Genomic DNA, 23,656 nt, shown 5'->3' with positions numbered 1-23,656 from the left:
AGCCTCGCCCGGGGGTCACCACGGGGTGAGCCGGGGGGCGACAGCTCGCCCCGGCGCCGGGCCGCGCGTCCGGACAGGTGACACTCTGCCCCTGCAATCTACCCCGCCTGACCGCCGCCCGGCCCGGCGTCCTCTGCACGGGTGGCCTCCGCACGGGTCGACCCGGACTCCGCCCCAGCCTCCGCTTCATCGAAGCCCAGCAGGGCCAGCGCCTCGGGCAGCTGCACCTCCGGCACGTACAGGCCCACGTCCCCCATGTACCCACCCGTCTCGATCTCGATCACCGGGCTGCCCATCGACCACTGGAAGGGCGTACGCACCACGCTCACCACCCCGCCCTCCAGCAGCGTACGCCGCCACCCCTCGGCCAGCAGGCGCGGCAGGGTATCCACGCGCACCCACGGGTCCCCCTGGTACAGTACCCGGTCCTCGAACGTGGCCATCAGCGCACGCTCCGGTGCGCGACCTGCGACGCGAAGTCCTCCGGCAGCGCACGCGGCACCCCCTCCTCGTCCACGCGGACCTGCACGGACCGCGCGAACGCGCACGGCACCCCGTCCGCCAGGATCAGCGACACGCTGGTCCAGCTCGTGCGGCCCACCCGCTCCACCAGCGTCTCCACCGCCACCTCCTGCCCCTGACGGATATCCCGCACGTAATCGATCTCCAGGCGCGCCAGCACCGAGCGGTCATCGGCCTGCCCGCCCACCTCGCGCGACAGGCCCATGCGGCCCACCTCCAGGAATTCCGCGTAACGGGCGTTGTTCACGTGCCCCATGGCGTCCAGATCCCCGTAGCGCAGCTGGATGACGCTGCGGCTCGCGTCCCCCCAGTTCAGCGCCGGGAAACGCGAGGTGGCAGGGGCGGCAGAAGTCTCACTCATGCGGCCCAGTGTAGACCCGACCGCCGCGGCGAACCTTCCCACGCGCCCGTCACGCGCGGGCGCAGTGCTCCGAATTACAGCGTCAGACCAACAGAGCCTCCATTCTCTGCTTCGCAGCTGTTCCAGTCCGTCCTGCTCGGTAAAATTCACTCGCTCCGCTCGGCCATGAACACACTGCTTTCATGGCAAATGCTCTATGCTGCGCGGCGTGACCGACCTGCCCCCCCCACCACCGCCGCGGCGCGACTGGTGGCGGCGCCTGCAACGCCTGCCGCTGAGCATGATCCTCGCCAGCGTCCTCCTGGGCCTGGGCATCGTGCAGCTGACCTTCCAGCTGGGCAACAGCCTGTACCGCACGACCACCTGGAGCCGCGACACCCAGGACACCCGCGCGCGCATCCAGACCCTGGAACGCGACGTGCAGGAACTTCAGGACGCCGTGCAGGCCGCGCAGACCCCCGAACGCCTGCGGGAACTCGCCCGCTGCCGCGGCTGGGTGGGCACGTCCGAGCAGGTCGTCGTCTCACGCGCCGCGCCCGCCCCGGGCACCCCCACCGAGACCTGCAAGACGCTCCGCGTGCCGTGATACGGATTCCGTTTGTTTCGCCAACAATCCGGAACTTCACCGGATTGTTGGCTCCACGTCCGGAACCCGTTTTTCTCCTTCTCGCATCCGCTCGGATTGAACGGGCTTTGCAGCCCATTCAATCGGAGTCCGTATGACACCCCGCGAGAACGAGGAAGCGGCGATCAGGGACTCCCCCCGATCGCCGCTGCTCTTTCTCTGCCCTTACGCGCCGGGCTGCGTGGCGCTCTTGCTCAGGGGCACCGGGATGTTGCCCTTGTCGCCTTCCGGTTTGGGCAGCAGCAGCAGGTCGAGGACCTGACCCACCCGCTCGAAGGTGTGGATGCGCAGCTCACCGCGGATGCTGTCGGGGACGTCCTGGAGGTTCGGCTCGTTGTCCTTCGGCACGATCACTTCGCGGATGCCGCCCTGGTGCGCGGCGAGCAGCTTCTCCTTCACGCCGCCGATGGGCAGCACGCGTCCGCGCAGGCTGATCTCGCCGGTCATGGCGACGTCCATGCGGACCGGGCGGCCGGTGATGGCGCTGATCACGGCTGTGGCGATCGTGATGCCCGCGCTGGGGCCGTCCTTGGGCGTGGCGCCGTCGGGGAAGTGCACGTGCAGGTCCATGGTCTTGTGGAACTCGGGGTCTGCGCCGTACTCGGCGGCGTGGGCGCGCAGGTACGCGATGGCCGCGCCGACGCTCTCCTTCATCACGTCCCCCAGCGAGCCGGTCATGACGATCTTGCCGCTGCCCGGTGTGGCCAGGGCCTCAACGAGGAGCATGGTGCCGCCCACGCTGGTCCAGGCGAGGCCCTGCGCGACGCCCACCTGGGGCTCCTTCTCCATCTTGTCCGGGCGGTGCAGCGGCACGCCCAGGTAGTCGGGCACCTGCGCCGCGTCGATGACCTTCACGCCCTGCCAGGGACTTTCGAGCAGTTCACGCGCGGCCTTGCGGGCCAGCTTGCTGACCTGACGGTCGAGGTTGCGCACGCCGCTCTCGGCGGTGTACTCCTCGACGATGCGGTTCAGCGCGGCGTCCGTGATCTCCAGGCGGCCGGTCAGGCCGTGCGCCTTGATCTGCCGGGGCACGCGGTAGCGCTTGGCGATCTCGACCTTCTCGACCTGGGTGTAGCCGGGGATATTGATGATCTCCATGCGGTCCAGCAGGGGCCGGGGAATGGTCTGGAGGCTGTTGGCGGTCGTGATGAACATGACCTGCGACAGGTCGTACGGCACTTCCAGGTAGTGGTCCTGGAAGGTGTGGTTCTGCTCGGGGTCGAGCACTTCCAGCATGGCGCTGCTGGGGTCGCCGCGCCAGTCGCTGCTCATCTTGTCGATCTCGTCGAGGAGGATCACGGGGTTCGTGACGCCCGCGTTCTTCATCGCCTGGATGATCCGCCCCGGCATCGAGCCGATGTACGTGCGGCGGTGGCCGCGGATCTCGGCCTCGTCACGCACGCCGCCCAGCGCCATGCGCACGAACTTGCGGTTCAGGCTGCGGGCGATGCTCTTACCCAGGCTGGTCTTGCCGACCCCGGGAGGGCCCACGAGGACCAGGATCGGGGCGCGCAGTTCGGCGTCGTCGGTGCGTTCCTCGGCGGTGCGTTCCTTGCGGGCCTCCTCGGTCTCACCGGGCTTGTGGGTCAGCTGACGCACCGCCAGGAATTCCAGGATGCGGTCCTTGACGTCGCCCAGCGCGTAGTGGTCGGCGTCGAGGATCTCGCGGGTGCGGGCGATGTCGAGGATCTCCTCGTCACGCTTGCTCCAGGGCACGTCCACGAGCCAGTCAATGTAGTTGCGCACGACGGTGCTCTCAGGGCTGCCGCCCGGCGTGCGCTCTAGGCGCTGGAGTTCCTTGAGGGCCTTGTCCTTCACGCTGTCGGGCATGCCCGCCGCCTCGATCTTCTCGCGCAGCGCCTCGATCTCGGCCGGGCCGTCCTCGCCGCCGCCGAGTTCCTTGCCGATGGCCTTCATCTGCTCGCGCAGGTAGTACTCGCGCTGGTTGGCGTCCATCTGCTCCTTGACGCGCCCCGCGATCTTCTTGTCCATATTGAAGCGTTCGGTGTCGCGCGACAGGAACTTCAGGGTCGCCTCCAGCCGCTCGCGCAGGCCCACGGCCGCCAGGATCTCCTGCTTCTCCTCGGGCGTCCAGGTGGCGTGGTGCGCGACCTGATCGGCCAGCGCGCCGCCGTCGGTCAGGGCCTTGATACCTTCGAGCTGGTAGTTGTCCAGGCGCAGGTTCTTGTTCTGTCGCTGGTACTCCTCGAAGGCCGACTTGATCTCGCCGATCAGCACGGGAATCTCGCGGCTGTCGTCGGCGGGGGCGGGGCGGGTCTCGGCGCGCACGCGCAGGTAGGCGCTGGGCACCTCGCCCTGCACGGCGGCGCGTTCCTGCGCCTCGATGAGCACCTGGTAGGTGTTGTCGGGCATGCGCACGACCTGCTTGATGACGGCCAGGACGCCCATGTCAAACAGTTCGGCGCGGGTGGGATCGTCGGTGCGGGCGTCCCGCTGGGTGAGCAGCAGCACGCGGCGGTCGCTGGCCTGGGCCTCGTCCACGGCGCGTTTGCTCTTGGGGCGGCCCACGTCGACGTTCATGGTGACGCCGGGCAGGATCACGATATTTCTCAGTGCGACGACGGGAAGTTCCCAGATCATGCTTGCTCCTTAACGGCCGCGCGCTGGGCGCGGGAATACTTGAGTGTATCGCGGGGGGTCATGAGACGACACCCCCGCACGGTGTCCCCAGAGTGTAGGGACTGGTGCGGGGGCGTGCTGTAACCTCTATCGCTTTGCTCAGGCAGACTTCTTGAGTCCCTTAGACTCAAGGAGCGCCATCGGAGCGTCGATGTGCGCCGCGTCGAAGCGCAGCTCCTTCAGACCCTCCACCGGCAGCTCGAACAGCAGGTCCGTCATGGCCTTCTCCAGCACCGCCCGCAGCCCACGCGCCCCGGTCTTGCGGTCACGGGCCCGGCGCGCCACCTCACGCAGCGCCTCGTCCGTGAAGCTCAGGTCCACGTCCTGGAAGCCGAACAGCGCCTGATACTGCGACGCGATCGCGCCCTGCGGCTCGGTCAGGATGCGCACCAGCGCCTCCTCGTCCAGATCCTGCAATTGCACCACCAGCGGCAGACGACCCACGAACTCCGGGATCAGCCCGAACTTCACGAGATCTTCCGGCAGGAAGCGCAGCTCCTCCTTCTCGTCGCCCTTGTGCTCCGCGCCGAAGCCCACCGCGCGCACGTTCGTGCGGCTGCGGCCGATGTCCGCGATCCCGTCGAACGCGCCGCCCACGATGAACAGGATGTTCTTCGTGTTCACCTGCACCAGTTCCTGCTGCGGGTGCTTGCGGCCCCCCTGCGGCGGCACCTGCGCGACCGTGCCCTCGATGATCTTCAGCAGCGCCTGCTGCACGCCCTCGCCCGACACGTCACGGGTGATGCTGGTGCCCTCGGACTTGCGGGCGATCTTGTCGATCTCGTCGATGTAGATGATCCCGCGCTCGGCGGCCGCCACGTCGTACTCGGCGGCCTGCAGCAGGCGCACGATGACGTTCTCCACGTCGTCGCCCACGTACCCGGCCTCCGTCAGCGTGGTCGCGTCCGCGATCGCGAAGGGCACCTCCAGCATCTCCGCGAGGCTCGACGCCAGCAGCGTCTTCCCGGTCCCGGTCGGCCCGATCAGCAGGATGTTGCTCTTCTGCAGGTTCACGTCCGGATGCGCCAGCCGCTGGTAGTGACTCACGACCGCGACCGCCAGCGCCTTCTTCGCCTCGTCCTGACCGATCACGAACTCGTCGAGGTACGCCTTGATCTCGCGCGGGGTGGGCAGCTCGTCCAGGCTGAACTCCGCGCCGCCCTTCGTGCGGTTCTGCTTGACCAGCTCGTGCGCCCGCTCGGTGCACTCGTTGCAGATGAACGCCGCGCGGCCCGGCGCCTCGATCAGCTGCGCGATCTGCGGATGTTGCCGCCCGCAGAACGAGCAGCGGTCCCCTCCCTTCGTCATACGCTGTCCTCCTGCGCCCGCGTGCGGTCCACCACACTGTCGATCAGGCCGTACCCCATCGCCTCGTCCGGCGACATGAAGTAGTCACGCTCCATGTCCCGCATCAGCTTGTCGTGCGGAATGCTGGTGTGCTCATGGTAGATGCCCACCAGCTTGTCACGCAGGTGCAGCACCTCCTTGGCCTGCACCTCCAGGTCCGGGGTGTTCCCGCGGAAGCCCGCCGACCCCTGGTGGATCATGATGCGGCTGTTCGGCAGCGCCATGCGCTTGCCCTTGTCCCCGGCCATCAGCAGCACGCTGCCCATGCTCATCGCGATCCCCACGCAGATCGTCGACACGGGCGCCTTGATGTACCGCATGGTGTCGTAGATCGCCAGGCCCGCGTACACCTCACCGCCGGGGCAGTTGATGTACATCTGGATCTCCTGCTCCGGGTTTTGAGAATCCAGCAGCAGCAGCTGAGCCACGATGGTGTTCGCCATCTGCGACTCGATCGGCGTGCCCACGAAAATAATCCGGTCCTTGAGCAGACGGGAGTAGATGTCGTACATCCGCTCGCCGCGCCCGGTCTGTTCGATCACGTAGGGAATCACGCTCATGAGCGCGATTATCGCACGGGTCGCCAGATGGAACGTAGGCCAAACCTGACTTCACGCTGAAGACGCCCCTGGCCGGATGGCTGATGAGGCAAGGCGCGATAGGGCGCAGACTGGCAGCATGCCCCGCTCCGTCCCGCCACCGGATGATCTGACGCTCGCGCAACTGCGGGCCGTGTCTGCCGATGCAGTGGTCTGGGACGGCGCGCAGGTGAGTTCCACCGAATCCATCGGATGGACCCGCGTCACCCCATGGGGCCAGCAGCGGCTTGGTCTGCGCGCCTGGTGGCACCGACGAAGTTGGCGGCTGTCCATGGAAGCAGACACGGGATTCGACGTCCAGCTGGACGGGCGACCACTGACGGTGACGTTCCGGACGACCTATGCGCGGCTGACGGGACAGGACACCCCCTGGATCCAGCTGTTGCCAGGATCATCCGAATCCGAGACGCAGCGACAGGTGGAGCGGCTGAGGCTGCACTGGCAAGAGGCCCTGTTCCCCTGGCTCGATCAGGTGCAGACCCCGGCGGGTCTGGTGACGTTCATGTCCGTGCCGCGCAACAGCCGTCGACTGATCTGGGCGCATTCGGTGGGTCCCTTCCGCCCGGCTCGGCTGGTGGCGGCGCTTCTGCCCGCGTCAGAAGCGGCAGACGCGCAGGTCGCCTTGCAGGATGCGGAACGCCTGACCCGGCTTGACCTCGGTGAGCGTGAGCCGCTCAGCGCAAACGACACGGCCCCCGCCGACTGACAGGGGCCGCCGGGAACCGGACGTTCAGTCGACGATCAGGGGGATCAGGACGGGGTTGCGGCCCGTGACCTTGCGCACGAAGCGGCGGACGGCGCCGTACATGTCGTCGCGGACGTCCTCGAGGCGCTTCTTCTCGCGCAGGCCCTGTTCGATGGCGTCCAGGGCGACCTTGCGGATCTGCGCGTCGAGTTCGCGGTTGGCGCGCACGAAGCCGCGCGAGACGATCTCGACGTGGGGGGTGGGGTGCAGCACGGCGGTCATGATCAGGATGCCTTCCTGGCTCATGTTCACGCGGTCGAGCAGCACGTCGTCGCCGATGTCGCCGACGCCCAGGCCGTCCACGTACACGGCCCCGGCGGGGACGGTGCCGGTGACCTTGAAGTCGTCCTGGGACACGCGCACGACGTCGCCGTTGCGGGCGATCAGGGTGCGTTTGGGCGGGCGGGGGAGGGTCTGGGCGAGGCGGGCGTGGTTGATCTGGTGGCGGGGTTCGCCGTGCCAGGGCAGGAAGTACTTGGGCCGGGCGAGGTTCAGGATGGTCGCGAGTTCTTCCTGGCTGCCGTGCCCGGAGGCGTGCACGCGGTAGTTCGGGGGGTAGTAGACGTCCACGCCGATCTCGTACAGGCGGTTGATGACGAGGTTCACGGCTTCCTCGTTGCCGGGGATGGGGTTGCTCGACAGGATGACGCTGTCGCCGCGGCGCAGCGCGATCTTGGCGTGGTTCCCGAACGCCAGGCGCGACAGGACGCTCATGGGCTGGCCCTGGCTGCCGGTGCAGACGTACAGCACCTGCTGGTCCTGCAGGCCGCCGACCTCGTCGCTGGCCAGGAACGGTTCGGGCAGTTCCATGTAGCCCAGGGTCTGGGCGACCTGCGCGTACTTGATCATGCTGCGGCCTTCCATGACGACGCGGCGGCGCTGGCGGTGGGCGATGTTGATGACGTTCTGCACGCGGTGCACGTTCGACGCGAAGGTCGTCAGGAACACCCGGCCCTTGAGGCCCGCGATGAGGGTCTCGAGGTTACGGGCGACCTCGGCCTCGCTGACGGTGCGGCCCTGACGCTCGGCGTTCGTGGAGTCGCTCAGGAGCAGCGTGATGCCGTCCTTCCCGGCCTGCTCGATGCGGGCGAGGTCGCTGGTCTTGCCGTCGCTGGGTTCCTCGTCGAGCTTGAAGTCCCCGGTGTGCATGACGACCCCGGCGGGGGTGGTGAGCAGGTACCCGGCGTTGTCGGGGATGGAGTGGGTCATGCGGAAGAACTCGACCTGGAAGTGCGTGCCGATCTTGACCTTGTCGCTGAGGTCCACCTCGCGCAGGTCCACCTCGCCGTCCTTGATGCCGAACTCGGAAAGTTTCTCGCGCACGAGGCCCAGGGTCAGGCCCGCGCCGTACACCGGCACGCGCGGCAGGCGGGGCAGGATGTACGGCAGCCCGCCGATGTGGTCCTCGTGCCCGTGGGTGAGGATCCAGCCCTTGATCAGTCCGGCGTTCTGCTGCAGGTAGTCGATGCGGGGGATGATCAGGTCGATGCCCATCTGGTGGCTCTCGGGGAACGCCAGGCCCGCGTCGACGACCATGATCTCGTCTTCGAACCGGTACGCGGTGATGTTCTTGCCGATCTCGCCCATGCCGCCGAGCGGGATGACTTCGAGGTGTGGGGCCGCGCCCTCGGGGCGGGGGGCCTTGCTGGGGTTGCTCATGGGGACTCCGGTGACCTGCGCCGGGGCAGGGTGTGAGAGAAGGCGGGGCCAGGGAATGCGGCCTGAGTGAGTGGGTTGTGTCGCCCGTCGTGAACCGCCGCGGGGGCGGGCCGGGGGGGCGAAGTGCGTTCAACGTACCACACTGCATGAGGGCGGCAGGGACGAGCAGGTGACGACCGGGTCATTTGTGGAAGTGCAAGGGGCGTAGATCAAGAAAACATCATGAAGGCCAGTGCGCGCGCGGCGGTATCATGCTGGCGTGACCCCGCAACGCATTCTCATCATCGAGGACGACCTGGATATCGCCAACGTCCTGCGCATGGACCTGACCGACGCCGGCTTCGAGGTCGACCACGCCGACTCCGCCATGAACGGCCTGATCAAGGCCCGCGAGGAGCAGCCCACCCTGATCCTCCTGGACCTGGGCCTGCCGGACTTCGACGGCGGGGACGTCGTGCAGCGCCTGCGCAAGAACAGCGCCGTGCCGATCATCGTGCTGACTGCCCGCGACACCGTCGAGGAAAAGGTGCGCCTGCTGGGCCTGGGCGCCGACGACTACCTGATCAAACCCTTCCACCCGGACGAACTGCTCGCCCGCGTGAAGGTGCAGCTGCGCCAGCGCACCACCGAGAGCCTCACCATGGGCGACCTGACCCTGGACCCGCAAAAGCGCCTCGTGACCTTCAAGGGCGACGAGCTGCGCCTCTCGCCCAAGGAGTTCGACATCCTGGCGCTGCTGATCCGCCAGCCGGGCCGCGTGTACTCCCGCCACGAGATCGGGCAGGACATCTGGCAGGGCCGCCTGCCCGAGGGCAGCAACGTCGTGGACGTCCACATGGCCAACCTGCGCGCCAAGCTGCGTGACCTCGACGGCTACGGCCTGCTCCGCACGGTGCGCGGCGTCGGCTACGCCCTGCGCGGCTGACCGTGACCCTCCCCGACGCGGGCAGCGCCGCGTTCCAGACCCTGGACGCCGCCGCGCTGCTCGCCGCCCTGCCCGACCCGGTCGCCCACCTGGGCGCGGACGGGCAGGTCACGCTGAACCGCGCCGCGCAGGCGCGCGTGGCCCAGTACTCGGCCACCGGCGACTGGATGGCGCTGTTCCAGGCCAGCAGCGTCCCCGCCATCCGGGACGCCGTGCAGGCCGCGCTGGGCGGCGAGACCCGGCAGGTGACCGTGCAGGTCGTGGACACCGCCGCGCCGGGCCTGCTGACCGTCGCGCCCAGCGCAGGCGGCGCGCTGCTGCACCTGCACGTGGCGCGCGACCCGCTGGAGGTCGCGCTGGAACTCATGGACGGCCTGGGCCTGGGCATGACCGTGCAGGCCCCGGACACCCGCATCCTGCTCGCCAACGACGCGGCCGCCCGCATCCTGGGCATGACCCGCGAGCAGCTCCTGGGCCGGGACTCCATGGACCCCGAATGGCGCGCCGTGCACCCCGACGGCACGGATTTCCCCGGCGAGACGCACCCCAGCGTGCAGGCCCTGCGGACCCTGCAGGTGCAGCGCGAGGTCCCCATGGGCGTGTACCACCCGCAGGCGCAGGACTGGCGCTGGCTGCAGGTCACCGCCATTCCCCGCCGCGCGCCCGGCGCCACACAGCCCAAACAGGTCACGACCGTCTTCGCGGACGTCACCGAGAAGCAGGCCATGCAGACCGAGATGCGCCGCCGGGAACGCCGCTACCGCTCACTCGTGCGCGCCACGAGCCAGATCGTCTGGGACGCCTTCCCCGACGGGGACTTCCAGCCGCCACAGGCCGACTGGGAGGCCTTCACCGGGCAGACCCCCGCGCAGTACCGCGGCGTGGGCTGGCTGGACGCCATTCACCCCGACGACCGCGCCCACACCATCGCGGAGTGGCAGCGCGCCGTCCGCGACGGTGACCTGTACAGCGTCGAGCACCGCCTGCGCCGCGCCGACGGGCAGTACGTGCCCATGCAGGTCCGCGCGGTACCCGTCACCGAGGAACGCGGGCAGCTGGTCGAATGGGTCGGCACGCACAGCGACCTGAGCGCCATCCGCGAGGCCGAACAGGCCCTGCGGGCCCTGAACGCCGAACTGGAAGGCCGCGTGCAGCAGCGCACCGAGGACCTCGCGCGCGTCACGCGCTTCAGCACCCTGCTCCTCACCGCCGCCGGGGAGGGCATCTTCGGGCTGGACGGGCGCGGCGTCACCACCTTCGCCAACCCGGCCGCCGCGCGCATGCTGGGCTACAGCATCGAGCGCATGATCGGCCAGCCGCAGCACGACCTGGTCCACCACCACCACGAGGACGGCCGCCCCTACCCCCTCGCCGAGTGCCCCATCCACCAGACCCTGCGCGACGGCCAGACGCGCCGCGTGGAACGCGACGTCATGTGGCACGCTCAGGGCCACGCCGTGCCCGTCGCGTACGTCGTCACGCCCACCCACGACGAGGACGGGCAGCCCAGCGGCGCGGTCGTCATGGTGCAGGACATCACCGAACGCGTCCGCGCGCAGGAGCAGCTGCAGGAGCTCATCGAGGACCTCGAACGCAGCAACCAGGATCTCGAACAGTTCGCGTACGTCGCCAGCCACGACCTGCAAGAACCCCTGCGGACCGTCGGCAGCTACACCGAACTCCTCGCGCGGCGCTACCAGGGGCAGCTCGACCCGCGCGCCGACCAGTACCTGCACTTCATGCAGGACGCCGTGGACCGCATGCGCAGCCTGATCCAGGACCTGCTGGGCTTCGCCCGCCTGAGCCGCGCGGACCTCACCCTGACCCCCGTGGCGCTCGACACGCTGCTGCGCGGCGTGCAGCAGAACGTGCGCGGCACCCTGGACGCCGACGGCAGCTCGCTGGCCTGGGACACCCCGGACCAGGTCATGGGGCAGGCGTCCCTCCTGACGCAACTCCTGACGAACCTCGTCAGCAACGGCCTGAAATTCCACCGGCCCGGCGAGGCGGCGCACGTGCAGGTCACGTCCCGCCGCGAGGGCGACATGATCCACGTGCAGGTGCGCGACAACGGCATCGGCATCGCGCCGGAATACCACGCGCGGATCTTCGAGATCTTCCAGCGCCTGCACCGCCGCGAAACGTACGCCGGCAACGGTATGGGTCTGGCCATCTGCCGTAAGATCACCGAACATCACGGCGGCCGCATCTGGCTCGACTCCACCCCTGATCAGGGCAGCACCTTCCACCTGACCCTCCCGGCGGTACCCTCATGACCCACGACCCCGCCACCGACCCCATCGAGATCCTGCTCGTGGAGGACAACGAACCCGACGTGCTGCTCACCCTCGAGGCCTTCGAGGACGCCCGCGTGCCCAACCGCATGCACGTCGCCCGTGACGGCGTCGAGGCGCTGCGCTTCCTGCGCCGCGAGGGCGAACACGCCGCCGCCCCCCGCCCCGACGTCATCCTGATGGACATCAACATGCCCCGCAAGACCGGCCTGGAAGTCCTGACGGAAGTCAAGGCCGACCCCGCGCTGCGCAGCATCCCGGTCGTGATGCTCACCACCAGCCAGGCCGAGGACGACGTACGCGCCTCCTACGAACGGCACGCCAGCGGCTACGTCGTCAAACCCGTGGGATTCGAGAACTTCCTGGGCGCCATGCGCGCCTTCGAGTCGTTCTGGCTGACCTTCGTGCGCTTCCCCCCCCGCGCCTGACCCGCCCCCCCGCTTCCCCCTGCGGCGCCCCCTCCCGCCCTGCGCGGCGCAGGGGGCGCCGCCCAGTGACGTGGGCTCACGTGCGTGCCGTCTGCGGTCACAGCGGTGTCCGGTCGCACCCTGAGGCCAGCACCACGCCCTTTCAGCCCACTGCCAACCGCTGGTGTGGTCATACGGGATTCAAGTGATTCCACAGCATTCGGAGTCGCCCGGTGGCCCCCTCACCCTTCCGTCGCTTCGCGCCTCCCTCCCTCTCCCACAGGGGGAGAGGGGAAAACGGAACGTGTTCAACTCGGCGGCGAGCCATTTTAATCCCGTATCAGGTGCCCCCACTACTCGTTCAGGGGTCCAGCAGGGCGCGCAGCAGGGCCGGGACGGCGTCGCGCGGCCCCAGCAGGGGCACCCCGCCGCGTGCCAGCACGACCACCACCGCGCCCCGGTCCAGCTGCACGCCCAGGCCCGTGCGGGTGCCGCGCGCCACGCCGTCATGCCAGCGCACCCCGCCCGGCAGCGCGCCCCGCGCGAACCAGCCGGGCGCGACGCCCGCGATGCCCGGCGGGAGGCCCGGCACGCGCCGCGCGTCCCGCCACGCGCCCCCCAGCCGCCCGGTCAGCTGCGCCGCGCCGAAGTTCAGGAGGTCGTCGGCCGCGCCGAACAGCCCCCCGGCGCCCACCAGCGGCCCGAAGCCCGTCACCTGCCCCCCGGTCAGCAGGCCCACGCCGGGCCGGACCACGTCCGCCGGGGCGCGCGCCGTGACGTTCAGTCCCAGCGGGCCGGTCACCTCGCGCCGCAGCGCCCGCGCGTAGCCGTCCGCGCTGAAGGCCTCGCCGGCCGCGCGCGCCGCCGCCAGGCCCAGCAGTCCCACGCCGAGATTCGAGTACTGGAACCGCGCGCCGGGCCGCGCCCAGCGGCGCACGCTGAGCACCACCGCGCCGGGGCTCATGGGGCCGTACGGGTCGTGGAAGTGCGTGAACGTCGTCACGCCCACCCGCGCCGGGTGCAGCGGCACGCCCGCCGTGTGCGTCGCCAGGGTCCACGCGGTCACGTGGCGCGGCACGCCCCGCAGCGGCCCGCCCAGCGCCGCGAGGGGCGCGTGCCAGTCCAGCGCCCCCCGGTCCGCCAGCACCCCGGCCAGCGCCGCCGTGAACGGCTTGCTGACGCTGGCCAGTTCGAACATCCCGCCGGGTGGGGTTCCGCCCACGCCCCGCACCACCCGCGCGTCCCCGCGCGCCGCGCCCACCACGCCGCCCTGCGCGAGCGCGGCGCGCAGCGGCGCCCGGTACGCGGACAGGTCCCGGCCCAGCACGCCGCCCAGGTCGCGCAGCGTCTCCCGCCACGGGTCACGGAACATGGCCCGCAGCGTATCCCGCGCCGTATCCTGCGCGCAGCGGCGCCGCCCTTCATGTTCGCCGCTCGCGCGCCTGTCAGAGTGGCGCCACACCCGGCCCCCTACGCTGCGGGCCGCCGGGGCGCGCGCCCGCCCGGCCGGAGACCGCATGCCGCACCGCACCCACATCCAGGACCCTGCGCCCCTGCACGATCAGGTGGGCCGCCTGTACTTCCGGGTGGTGCTGCCCGCCGCGACGGTCGCCCTGACCCTCAGCAGTGGCGGGCAGGACAACCCGGTGCTGCCCCTGCTGACGGTCCTGGCCGGGCTGGGCGCGGCGCTGCGCCTGCTGCTGCCCGCGCGGCTGCGGGACGCCGTGCGGTACGGCTTCGCGGTCACGGCCATCGCCTTCGTGCTGGGCGTGGCGGCGTTCGGGCACCTGCCGGCCCTGCGGGGCACGCCGGCGCAGCTGTCCGTGGCGCTGCTGTTCACGCCCGCCACCCTGATGGCCTGGACGCTGCTGTTCGCGGACCGGCCCCGCACCGCGCTGGCCCTGAACGTCACCCTGACGCTGAGCATGACGCTGCTCGTGTGGCGCTGGCAAACGCAGGGCCTGCAGCCGGGGCCGCTGCTGAACCTGCCGCTGCTCGTGGCGGTGATCGGCGCGGCGGTCGTGTACTCCGCGCTGACGTTCGCGCACATGAACGCCCGGTACCACGCGGGCGAGCAGGAACGCGTGCGCGACCCGCTGACCGGGCTGCTGAACCGCCGCGCGCTGAACGAACGCCCGGACGGCCCGGAGCCGCTGCACGTGGCGGTGCTGGACATCGACCACTTCAAGCGCGTGAACGACACGCACGGGCACCTCGCGGGGGACCGGGTGCTGCGGGCCGTGGCGGACGTCATTCAGGACGCGCTGGCCGGGCACGGCGAGGCTTACCGCTGGGGGGGCGAGGAATTCGTGCTGCTGCTGCCCGCCGGGAGTGACGCCCCGGCGGTGCTGGAGGGCGTGCGGCGCGAGATCGCCGCGCGGCAGTTCACGGGCGGGCAGCGCGTGACGCTCAGCGCCGGACTGACCCGCCGGGGTGACGGCGAGGACCTCGGGCGGGCCTTTGAGCGGGCCGACGCGGCCCTGCGCGCCGCGAAGGACGCCGGGCGTGACCGGGTGGTGCTCGCCGCGTGGGGGAGCCAGGTGCCGCGCCGCTTGACAAGCGCGCCGCTGGCCGGTAACCTTCTCTCCGCTGGTCCGGTAGTGTAGCGGTTAGCATATCTGCCTGTCACGCAGAAGGTCGCGGGTTCAAATCCCGTCCGGACCGCCAGCAAGGGAAGCGCCTCGGTGAACGCCGCAGGCGCTTCCTTCGTTGACCCCGGTCCTTGGCGCTGGTGCCCGGGCGCGGTGCTCAGCGCGGGCCGCCGGAACATGAAGGCCGCAATGAGGGCGGGGGATACACGCGGGCGCGCCGGTTTGCCGTATCATGCGCCCGGTTTCGCACGGCGTCCGCGAGCTGCGCTCTGCTCCGAACCCCGCGCACGGCGAGCCTATCCCCACCGGAGGAGGACGCCCCTCAATGACGACCCCAGCAAGTTTTTCCACCACCGACGCCGCCGAACTGTACCAGGTGCCCAACTGGAGTGGCGGGTGGTTCCGCGTGTCCGACAAGGGCCAGGTGGAGGTCACCCCCACCCCCGGCCTGCACGCGCCCCTGCGCGCCATCGTGGACGAGATCGTCGACCGGGGCGAGAGCCTGCCCGTCATCCTGCGCTTCCCGCAGGTGATCACCGGCCGCGTCAAGCACCTGAACGAGGCGTTCGGGAAGGCCATCGCCGAGTACGGCTACACCAGCCACTACCAGGGCGTGTTCCCGATCAAGGTCAACCAGCGCCGCGTGGTCGTCGAGAGCATCGCCGCCGCCGGGTACGACTACGCGCACGGCCTGGAGGCCGGCAGCAAGGCCGAACTCGCGCTGTGCCTCGCGCAGCGCATGCACCCGGACGCGCTGCTGTGCTGCAACGGCTTCAAGGACGACGGGTTCATCAAGCTGGCCCTGTGGGGCCGCACCCTCGGGAAGAACGTCGTCATCACCATCGAGAAGTACAGCGAACTCGACCGCATCCTCAAGCAGGCCAAGGCGCTCGGCGTGCGCCCCGCGATCGGCGTGCGCTTCAAACTGCACGCGCGCGGCTCGGGGCAGTGGGAGGAATCCGGCGGGGATCAGGCGAAGTTCGGCCTGAACGCCTACGAACTCCTGCGCGTCGTGGAACGCCTGAAAGAAGAGGACATGCTCGACAGTCTGGTCATGCTGCACACCCACATCGGGTCGCAGATCACCGACATCCGCCGCGTGAAGGTCGCCGTGCGTGAAGCCACGCAGACGTACGCGGGCCTGATCGCCGCCGGGGCGCAGCTGAAGTACCTGAACGTCGGCGGCGGCCTCGGCGTGGACTACGACGGGTCCAAGACCACCTTCTACGCCAGCATGAACTACACCGTGCAGGAGTACGCCGCCGACGTCGTGTACACCGTGCAGGAAACCTGCAAGGCCAGAGGCGTCCCCGAACCCGTCATCGTCAGCGAATCCGGCCGGGCGCTCACCGCGCACCACGCCGTGCTGATCCTCCCGGTCGTGGACGTCACCGGCCCCACCCGCGACCTCGAAGACCTCGCCCCCGCCGACGAGAACAGCCACCAGATCATCAAGGACATGGAAGACATCCTGGCGAACATCACCGCCCGGAACTACCGCGAGTCCTACAACGACGCCGTCGGTGACAAGCAGACCCTCCACAACCTCTTCGACCTGGGCTACGTCACCCTTCAGGACCGCGCGCGCGGCGAGGCGCTGTTCAACGCCATCCTGCGCAAGGTCGCCAAACTCATCCAGAACGAAAAATACGTCCCGGACGAACTGGAAGACCTGCAGAAAGTCCTGGCGGACAAGTACATCTGCAACTTCAGCCTGTTCCAGAGCCTCCCGGACAACTGGGCCATCCAGGCACTGTTCCCGATCGTGCCGCTCGACCGCCTGAACGAGAAACCCACCCGGCAGGCCACCCTGGTCGACATCACCTGCGACAGCGACGGCAAGATCGAGAAATTCATCGACCTGCGCGACGTCAAGGCCACCCTCCCGCTGCACGAACCCGGCGACAAACCCTACTACCTGGGCGTGTTCCTGATGGGCGCCTACCAGGACGTGCTCGGCAGCGCCCACAACCTCTTCGGGAAGGTCAGCGAGGCGCACGTCACCCTGCGCCCCGGCGGCCGCTTCCACATCGACCTGTTCGTCCGCGGCCAGAAGGCGCGCCGCATGATCGAATCCATGGGCTACGAGGAACCCATGCTGCGCGACAGCATCGAGGATCAGGCCGACGCCGCCATCAAGAACGGCATCCTGACCAACGAGCAGGAACACGAACTCCTCGAGGACTACGGCGAGGAACTCCTCGGGTACACGTACCTCGAATACGAGAACTGAGCGAAGCAGGACGCGGGAGGCGGGGCGCACTGGGCGTACCCGCCTCCCGCGCGTTGATGGGTCACGGTTGATGGAGGGGGAGAGGGGACGTGGGTTACACGCCCCCTCACCCTTCCGGCACAGCGCGCCTCCGAGCCCCTCCTAACCTTCGGGCAGTTCCTCCAGGTCCGCCAGATCCTTGTGCCGCCCCGACGCGCGCTTGTTCACCCGCAAGTCCGACAGGGAGATCATGGGCACCGTCAAGTCACCCAGCGTCCACGACACGCGGTTCTGCCACGCCTGCTCGAACGGCACGCCGCTGATCTCGCTCATGAACTCCACCATGATCGGCTTCACGCCCATGCGGAACATCACGTTCTCCCGGTCAATCTCCGCAGCCGTCACGGGCAACCCGAACTCCGTCAGCGCGCCCGCCAGCCGCGAGGTGTTCTCCGCGCCCAGTCCGTAGAACAGGTCAAGGTCACCCGTGTACCGGGGAAAGCCGTGCGCGCCGACCGCGTACCCGCCCACCAGCAAATACCTAACGCTGTGGGCGTTCAATAAACTCAAGAGTTCTCTGAAGTCTGGGGGCAGTTCCACCGGGGTACCTCTGCGCGCGCAGGAATTCCACTTCCGCCAGCCGCTCCTGGGGCGTTTTCGCCCAGTTCGCTTCCCGGTCGGCGCGGGCGGCGTCCGCGTGCGTGGTGAGCGTCAGGGTGCGGCGGAGGGTCATGACGCAGTATCCCACAGGGGGCTGACAGGGGAGAGGGGCGGTCCTTGCTTCTTGGCTCAGTCCGCCCCACGACACCACCCCGCGCCCCAGCAGAAGCGTAGGCAAACAGTCAGTGCCTTCATTCTGGTGTGGAGAGTGGTTGTCTTTGCGGTAGGATTTAGAGCGTGCCCTTCCCTCGAATTCAGTCTCTCTTAGATATTTGATGCATTTTACTGAGTAATGTTTAGTCATTTTATTCATCGACAATCGGTAGATTGTATTTTAATTTACCCGGTTGTTCATGCGACCAGTACTCTATTTACCCAAGAGATGAATTTAGAAGCTATCGGTTTTGAAGCATCAAAATATTTGGCTTTCACGGCGGTTCCAAATCTTAATCCTGGATCTTTATTTATTGCCAAGTATGTGTGAATAATGGCTTTGGATTTATGCTTTTCCGAGAATCTTCCTTTTGCCTCCGGCAGCGTCTCGACAAATTGAGCTGCTAAAGGAAGCAGTTCGTCTTCGTCGGGAATAATGAGTTTTAAAAAATCTTCTAACATCCCGGGAATGCTATTATCAGGCATAATCCAAATTCCCAAGACGTCCCCATCGGCGTTCTCAATCCTTAAGCCGTCTGAATCGGGCGTTTCTGGGAGATCAAATCCTTTGTCTTTTACCTGATGCCTTAGACTTTCCCATCTAGATTGTATATCGAGATCTGCATCTATGACAATACCAAGTCTGGATGTGGCTTTGATAAGTGTGGGTAAAGAAGAAACGATGGTTTCAATTCCTTCTAGCTCCCTAACCTCAAAAACTTGCGGTACAGTGTATGATTCGAATAAGCTATACATAACGTGTTTATCATCTGGGCCTTCTACAATTAGTAGCGAATCGGACATCATCTTACCTCAATATCGTTTTTCGAAATAAATCTGAGTTCATCTTCTGAAAATACCGTCGCTACTTTCCTATTCTTCTTATCTTTCAAGCTTATCAGTACGCCTGAAGAGTCGAATTGCTGCGATACTTGTTGAAATGCTTCAATGCAGTCCCACGAGTGTGAGGTCACGAACACTTGAATATTTCTTAGTTCGGCAATTTTAAATATGAATTCCCATACTCCCTTGAGTGCGGCAAAGTGTATTCCGTTTTCAAGTTCATCAATAAAAAGGTAGTTTTGAGTATCTCCATGGCTTTGGAAAATCGATGTCATTCCCATCTGATTATCTTTGTCGAAATTTGATTCGAGTGTCAGGGCTATTTGAATGACACGAGATATGCCCTCTCCCATACTTTTCAACGGAATGGGCTGATCGTGATTTTCGAGCTTGAGTAATATAATCCGATCTGATCTGCGAGATGTCCTTTGGATAGAAGTAATTCTCTCCACTGGTGCTATCTCTCTCACTAGTTCAAGAACACGCTTCTCGGAATCTCTCAGTGTAATTGTATCCCAATATCTTGCAATTTCGCTTTGCGAAATAGTTCCACTTTGAATATTCATGATGTTGGCATCATTATCCGACAATGCTTTTCTTGGAGCGGCTCTGCGATATCTTTCCTGTCTATCTATTGTATCGCTGAAGGCTATATAGTCGGATTTCGCGCCCTTATCTACGAAAAGCGCGACTTCATTGGTTGAGTCAATGCGCTTATTGAGCTCTTCCAGTGCGGATCTTTGGTACGACGAAAGGCCTTCGTCGTCTATAACAGTAGTTCTTCTTTGGACTGGTACGTTCTCGGTATAAACTCTTAAAGAGTCTTGTGGCCTATAATTATCTGTTATTTCGACTAGATAACTCCCAAAAAAGTTTCGTTTGTAATTGTGGAATAGGGCGGCAAAATTGGCTCCATATGTATCGAATTCTCCATTTGGAGAATTTAGGATGATAATCTCATCTTTCTCAAATAGGTATTGTGATAGTGCCGAGGCATCAGCCCCTCGCACATAAAACTGAATTGCCTCCATAAGTGCCGTTTTGCCAACGTTGTTTTTCCCGACTATTAAATTAACTCTACCCAACTGGCTTACGCTCAAATCATCGAATGCTCTAAAGTTACTTATTGAAAGCTGGCGTATCATTTTTCCTCGAATGGTGTAAGTTGAGTCTGGTGAGTTTTTGGCGGGCGTCGACCTATCTTAACCTACCCATTCCTGGAGGCTCTTCACGCCCAGTGCGTCATCCTTCGCGGCGGCAATCGCCTTGGCGGTCCACTCGGCGGCTTCGCGGGTGCTGACGATGGGCACGCCGCGTTCCAGCGCGGTGCGCAGGTACTCGCTGCCGGTCACGTCGATCAGCAGGGCGGGCAGCTCGTCGGTCTGCTGGCGGGTGACGGTCAGGCCCGCGTCCTGAAGTTGCGTGGCGATGTCGTCCAGTCCGTCGCCGAGGAGCAGGGCGGTGCCGGTGGTGGGGAGGTTGTTTTTCGCGCCGATCTGCGCGCGGTAGAACGCGCGGTAGGGGTCGGTGTCGATGCCCATGCTTTCGCCGGTGCTTTTCATTTCGGGGCCGAGGGTGGGGATGACGCCCTTGAATTTCAGGAACGGCAGGTGCACTTCCTTCACGGAGTACATGGGGGGGGTGGGGGTGTCGGTGAGGCCGATCTGCGCGAGGGTGTGGCCGACGGCGATGCGGGCGGCGCTCTTGGCGAGGGGGTGGTTCACGGCCTTGCTGACGAACGGGACGGTGCGGCTGGCGCGGGGATTCGCTTCGAGGATGTACGCGGTGCCGTCCTTGATGGCCCACTGGACGTTCATGAGGCCCCGGACGCCCAGTTCCAGGGCGAGGCGTTCCGTGTCGGCCTTGACGCGAGCCAGGATGGCGGGGTCGAGGGTGACGGGGGGGAGGATGCACGCGCTGTCCCCGCTGTGGACCCCGGCGGCTTCGACGTGTTCCATGATGCCCGCGACGACGGCGGTCTGTCCGTCGCAGAGGGTGTCCACGTCGAGTTCCAGCGCACCTTCGAGGAACTGGTCGAGGAGGATGCTGGGTTGCCCTTCGACGGCGGCGTACACCTCGTTCAGGTACGTGGTGAGTTCGTCCATGCTGCGGACGGTGCGCATGGCGCGCCCGCCGAGGACGTAGGAGGGGCGGGCCATGAGCGGGAAGCCGAGTTCGGTGGCCAGGGCGGCGGCCTGATCCGGGGTTTCCGCGACCTTGCCTTTGGGTTGGGGCAGGCCGAGGCGTTCGCACAGGGCGTTGAAGCTGGCGCGGTCTTCGGCTTCGTGGATGGTTTCGGGGCTGGTGCCGATGATGGGGGCTCCGGCGTCCGCGAGTCGCCTGGCGAGTTTCAGGGGGGTCTGCCCGCCGAGTTGCACGATCACGCCGACGGGTTTCTCGTGTTCGACGATGTTCATGACGTCCTCGAACGTCAGGGGTTCGAAGTACAGGCGGTCGGCGGTGTCGTAGTCGGTGCTGACCGTTTCCGGGTTGCTGTTGACCATGATGGTCTCGTACCCGGCTTCCTGGAGGGCCCAGACGGCGTGAACCGTGGCGTAGTCGAATTCCACGCCCTGCCCGATGCGGTTGGGGCCCGATCCCAGGATGACGACCTTGGGTTTGTCGGTGCTCGTGACCTCGTCCTCCCACTCGTAGGTGCTGTAGTGGTAGGGCGTGAAGGCTTCGAATTCGGCGGCGCAGGTGTCCACGGTCTTGTAGACGGGCGTGGCCTTGGCTTCCTTGCGCAGGGCGCGGACGTCCAGTTCGCTCAGGCCGACGATCTCGCCGATGCGGGCGTCGCTGAAGCCCAGGCGTTTGACCTCGCGCCAGATCTCGTACTTCCACTCGCCGATCGGGCCCAGTTGCGTGATCTCGGTCTCGGCGTCGATGATCTCCTTCAGCTGGCTGAGGAACCACGGGTCGATCTTCGTCGCGTCGAACAGCGCCGCCGTGGTCTCGCCGCGGCGCAGGAGTTCCAGCACGGCTTCCAGGCGGCGGGGGTTGCCGTACAGCAGCCCGCGCAGGTCCTCGTCGCTCATGGCGGCGAACGCGCCGCGCACGTCCGACTCGATGCTCCGCATGGCCTTCTGGAGGCTCTCCTTGAAGGTGCGGCCGATCGCCATGACCTCGCCCACGCTGCGCATCTGGGTGCCCAGCGCGTCACTGCTGCCGGGGAACTTCTCGAACGCGAAGCGGGGGATCTTCGTGACGACGTAGTCGATGCTCGGCTCGAAGCTGGCGGGGGTGCTCAGGGTGATGTCGTTCTTCAGCTCGTCGAGGTGATACCCGACGGCGAGCAGCGCGGCGATCTTCGCGATGGGGAAGCCGGTCGCCTTGCTCGCCAGCGCGCTGCTGCGGCTGACGCGGGGGTTCATCTCGATGACGATCACGCGGCCGTCCTTGGGGTTCACCGCAAACTGGATGTTGCTGCCGCCGGTGTCCACGCCGATCTCGCGGATGATCGCCAGGGACTGGTCACGCAGCCGCTGGTACTCCACGTCACTCAGGGTCTGCGCCGGGGCCACCGTGATGGAGTCGCCGGTGTGCACGCCCATCGGGTCGAAGTTCTCGATGGAGGTGATGATCACGACCGTGTCGGCGTGGTCGCGCATGACCTCCAGCTCGTACTCCTTCCAGCCCAGGATCGATTCCTCCAGCAGGACGCTGGTGACGGGGCTGTCGCGCAGGCCGCCCTCGGTGATCGCCAGGAACTCCTCGTAGGTGTGCGCGATGCCGCCGCCCGTGCCGCCCAGCGTGAAGGAGGGCCGGATCACGATGGGGAGCCCGATAACTTTTTGGTATTCGACAGCTTCCTCCATCGAGTGCACCATCTGCCCGCGCGCGGTTTCCACGCCGATCTTCTTCATGGCCGCCTGGAACTCCTCGCGGTCCTCGCCCTTGCGGATCGCGGCGGCGTTCGCGCCGATCAGTTCCACGCCGAACTCCGCCAGGGTCCCGTCGGCGTTCAGGTCCATGGCGAGGTTCAGGGCCGTCTGGCCGCCCAGGGTGGGCAGCAGCGCGTCCGGGCGTTCCTTCTCGATCACGCGGCGCACGAACTCGGGCGTCAGGGGTTCCAGGTACGTGGCGTCCGCCAGGTCCGGGTCGGTCATGATCGTCGCGGGGTTGCTGTTCACCAGCACCACCCGGTAGCCTTCCTTCTTCAGGGCCTTGAGGGCCTGCGTGCCGGAATAGTCGAACTCGGCTGCCTGCCCGATCTGGATGGGGCCGCTGCCGAGAATCAGGATGGTCTGGAGGTCAGTACGCTTAGGCATTCCAGAGAGCCAGCCTAACACGCCCCGCCCCCCGAAAGGTAAGGCGCATGCAAACTTATGCAGTCATCCGGGACAGCCCAGGCCCGCAGCGCCCCTCATGGCAGGCGCAGGCCCAGCAGCAGCCCCACCGCCGTGCCGAGCAGCGTCAAGCCGATCAGGGCGTCCAGCACCCGCCACGCGCCGGGCCGCGCCATCACCGGCGCCAGCGCCCGGCCCGCCAGCGCCAGCGTGAAGAACCACGCCCAGGACGCCAGGACCGTGCCCAGCAGGAACGCCGTGCGCCCGCTGCCGCTCAGGCCCGCGCTGGCCCCGCCGATCAGCACGACCGTGTCCAGCAGCGCGTGCGGGTTCAGCAGACTGAACCCCAGCGCCGTGCCCACCACCGCGCCGGGCGTGCCCGCGCCCGCCCCGCCGACGTGCAGGGCCGCGCCGCCCACCCACGCGCCGCGCAGCGCCCGCAGGCCGTACCACGTCAGGAACGCCGCGCCCACCACCGTCCCGGCCAGCACCAGCGCCGCGTGACCCGCCAGCAGCCCGCCCACGCCCAGCACGCCCAGCGTGATGAGCAGCGTGTCGCACAGCGCGCAGGCCAGCGCCGCCAGCAGCGCGAACCGGCGCGTCAGGCCGTGGCGCAGCACGAACGCGTTCTGCGGGCCGATGGCGACGATCAGCGACAGGCCCAGGCCCAGCCCACGCAGGAAAGGAGGCATCCCGCCCACTGTAGCCCCCTGCCCGGCCAGCTTCGTCCCGCTGTTCTGTTCAGGCAGATCAGACGACTCCCGGCGGCCCGGCCCGCGCCCAT

At 66.9% G+C, this 23,656-nt stretch carries 19 protein-coding genes and 1 tRNA gene; 8 read left to right on the top strand and 12 right to left on the bottom strand.

Annotated elements, in window-relative coordinates:
• Positions 1-98: 98 nt before the first annotated feature.
• Together DEIGR_RS15240 and DEIGR_RS15235 are read right to left on the bottom strand one after the other, a co-directional pair.
• Complete coding sequence (locus DEIGR_RS15240; RefSeq protein ID WP_236704769.1) at positions 99-443, bottom strand: hypothetical protein; 345 nt, start codon at positions 441-443, stop codon at positions 99-101.
• Positions 443-883, bottom strand: coding sequence for an acyl-CoA thioesterase (locus DEIGR_RS15235; protein ID WP_058978402.1), 441 nt, complete (start codon positions 881-883; stop codon positions 443-445). Before DEIGR_RS15235 ends, DEIGR_RS15240 begins: the two co-directional genes overlap by 1 nt.
• Before the next feature lie 208 nt (positions 884-1,091).
• Between DEIGR_RS15235 and DEIGR_RS15230 the strand changes: the two genes are divergently transcribed.
• The gene (locus tag DEIGR_RS15230) at positions 1,092-1,469 is read left to right on the top strand and encodes a cell division protein FtsB (RefSeq protein WP_236704768.1); all 378 of its coding nucleotides are present in this window, start codon (positions 1,092-1,094) and stop codon (positions 1,467-1,469) included.
• 204 nt (positions 1,470-1,673) lie between these two features.
• Here the strand turns inward: DEIGR_RS15230 and lon are convergent, their stop codons facing one another.
• The 3 genes from lon to clpP form a co-directional block, all read right to left on the bottom strand.
• A complete protein-coding gene (lon, locus tag DEIGR_RS15225; protein ID WP_058978400.1) occupies positions 1,674-4,109 on the bottom strand; it encodes an endopeptidase La in 2,436 nt (811 codons plus the stop codon).
• Positions 4,110-4,247: 138 nt separating this feature from the next.
• Entirely contained in the window at positions 4,248-5,456 is a 1,209-nt protein-coding gene (gene clpX, locus DEIGR_RS15220) for an ATP-dependent Clp protease ATP-binding subunit ClpX (protein WP_058978399.1), read from the bottom strand.
• Positions 5,453-6,064, bottom strand: a complete 612-nt coding sequence (gene clpP, locus DEIGR_RS15215; protein WP_153013779.1) for an ATP-dependent Clp protease proteolytic subunit — start codon at positions 6,062-6,064, stop codon at positions 5,453-5,455. The genes clpX and clpP overlap by 4 nt, the downstream gene beginning before the upstream one ends.
• A gap of 109 nt (positions 6,065-6,173) precedes the next feature.
• Between clpP and DEIGR_RS15210 the strand changes: the two genes are divergently transcribed.
• Positions 6,174-6,800, top strand: coding sequence for a hypothetical protein (locus tag DEIGR_RS15210; RefSeq protein WP_058978397.1), 627 nt, complete (start codon positions 6,174-6,176; stop codon positions 6,798-6,800).
• 24 nt (positions 6,801-6,824) lie between these two features.
• On the opposite strand, the gene DEIGR_RS15205 is transcribed toward DEIGR_RS15210, so the two are convergent.
• Positions 6,825-8,498 carry a ribonuclease J gene (locus DEIGR_RS15205; protein WP_058978396.1) on the bottom strand — a complete coding sequence of 558 codons (1,674 nt, stop codon included), beginning with the start codon at positions 8,496-8,498 and terminating at the stop codon, positions 6,825-6,827.
• Positions 8,499-8,757: 259 nt separating this feature from the next.
• Here DEIGR_RS15205 and DEIGR_RS15200 point away from each other — a divergent pair, with 259 nt between their 5' ends.
• From DEIGR_RS15200 to DEIGR_RS15190, 3 genes are read left to right on the top strand one after another with little or no spacing between them, the layout of a single operon-like run.
• On the top strand, positions 8,758-9,423 hold the full coding sequence (locus DEIGR_RS15200) for a response regulator transcription factor (RefSeq protein WP_083524086.1): 666 nt from the start codon (positions 8,758-8,760) through the stop codon (positions 9,421-9,423).
• Positions 9,424-9,425: 2 nt separating this feature from the next.
• Positions 9,426-11,699 (top strand): PAS domain-containing sensor histidine kinase, encoded by a 2,274-nt coding sequence (locus DEIGR_RS15195; protein WP_058978395.1) that lies wholly within the window; start codon positions 9,426-9,428, stop codon positions 11,697-11,699.
• The gene (locus tag DEIGR_RS15190; protein WP_058978394.1) at positions 11,696-12,145 is read left to right on the top strand and encodes a response regulator; all 450 of its coding nucleotides are present in this window, start codon (positions 11,696-11,698) and stop codon (positions 12,143-12,145) included. The genes DEIGR_RS15195 and DEIGR_RS15190 overlap by 4 nt, the downstream gene beginning before the upstream one ends.
• 340 nt (positions 12,146-12,485) lie before the next feature.
• Here the strand turns inward: DEIGR_RS15190 and DEIGR_RS15185 are convergent, their stop codons facing one another.
• On the bottom strand, positions 12,486-13,496 hold the full coding sequence (locus tag DEIGR_RS15185; RefSeq protein ID WP_058978393.1) for a serine hydrolase domain-containing protein: 1,011 nt from the start codon (positions 13,494-13,496) through the stop codon (positions 12,486-12,488).
• Between the two features lie 145 nt (positions 13,497-13,641).
• Here DEIGR_RS15185 and DEIGR_RS19815 point away from each other — a divergent pair, with 145 nt between their 5' ends.
• The 3 genes from DEIGR_RS19815 to speA all read left to right on the top strand — a co-directional run bounded on the left by DEIGR_RS19815 (position 13,642) and on the right by speA (position 16,948).
• Complete coding sequence (locus tag DEIGR_RS19815) at positions 13,642-14,730, top strand: GGDEF domain-containing protein (RefSeq protein WP_153013778.1); 1,089 nt, start codon at positions 13,642-13,644, stop codon at positions 14,728-14,730.
• Positions 14,716-14,791, top strand: a tRNA-Asp gene (locus DEIGR_RS15175). Before DEIGR_RS19815 ends, DEIGR_RS15175 begins: the two co-directional genes overlap by 15 nt.
• A gap of 249 nt (positions 14,792-15,040) precedes the next feature.
• Entirely contained in the window at positions 15,041-16,948 is a 1,908-nt protein-coding gene (speA, locus tag DEIGR_RS15170; protein ID WP_058978391.1) for a biosynthetic arginine decarboxylase, read from the top strand.
• 141 nt (positions 16,949-17,089) lie between these two features.
• On the opposite strand, the gene DEIGR_RS15165 is transcribed toward speA, so the two are convergent.
• From DEIGR_RS15165 to DEIGR_RS15155, 5 genes are all read right to left on the bottom strand, one after another.
• Positions 17,090-17,488 (bottom strand): nucleotidyl transferase AbiEii/AbiGii toxin family protein, encoded by a 399-nt coding sequence (locus tag DEIGR_RS15165; protein ID WP_160329947.1) that lies wholly within the window; start codon positions 17,486-17,488, stop codon positions 17,090-17,092.
• A gap of 450 nt (positions 17,489-17,938) precedes the next feature.
• Complete coding sequence (locus DEIGR_RS20485) at positions 17,939-18,547, bottom strand: DUF3226 domain-containing protein (protein ID WP_153013776.1); 609 nt, start codon at positions 18,545-18,547, stop codon at positions 17,939-17,941.
• On the bottom strand, positions 18,544-19,728 hold the full coding sequence (locus DEIGR_RS19810; RefSeq protein ID WP_083524203.1) for an AAA family ATPase: 1,185 nt from the start codon (positions 19,726-19,728) through the stop codon (positions 18,544-18,546). Before DEIGR_RS19810 ends, DEIGR_RS20485 begins: the two co-directional genes overlap by 4 nt.
• A gap of 57 nt (positions 19,729-19,785) precedes the next feature.
• Positions 19,786-22,854, bottom strand: a complete 3,069-nt coding sequence (gene carB / locus DEIGR_RS15160; protein ID WP_058978389.1) for a carbamoyl-phosphate synthase large subunit — start codon at positions 22,852-22,854, stop codon at positions 19,786-19,788.
• A 95-nt stretch (positions 22,855-22,949) separates the two neighbouring features.
• Positions 22,950-23,564, bottom strand: coding sequence for a LysE/ArgO family amino acid transporter (locus DEIGR_RS15155; protein ID WP_058978388.1), 615 nt, complete (start codon positions 23,562-23,564; stop codon positions 22,950-22,952).
• Positions 23,565-23,656 lie beyond the last annotated feature (92 nt).

The organism is Deinococcus grandis, assembly GCF_001485435.1.
Classification (GTDB): Bacteria; Deinococcota; Deinococci; order Deinococcales; family Deinococcaceae; genus Deinococcus; species Deinococcus grandis.
This window is presented reverse-complemented; position numbering and strand designations above follow the sequence as displayed.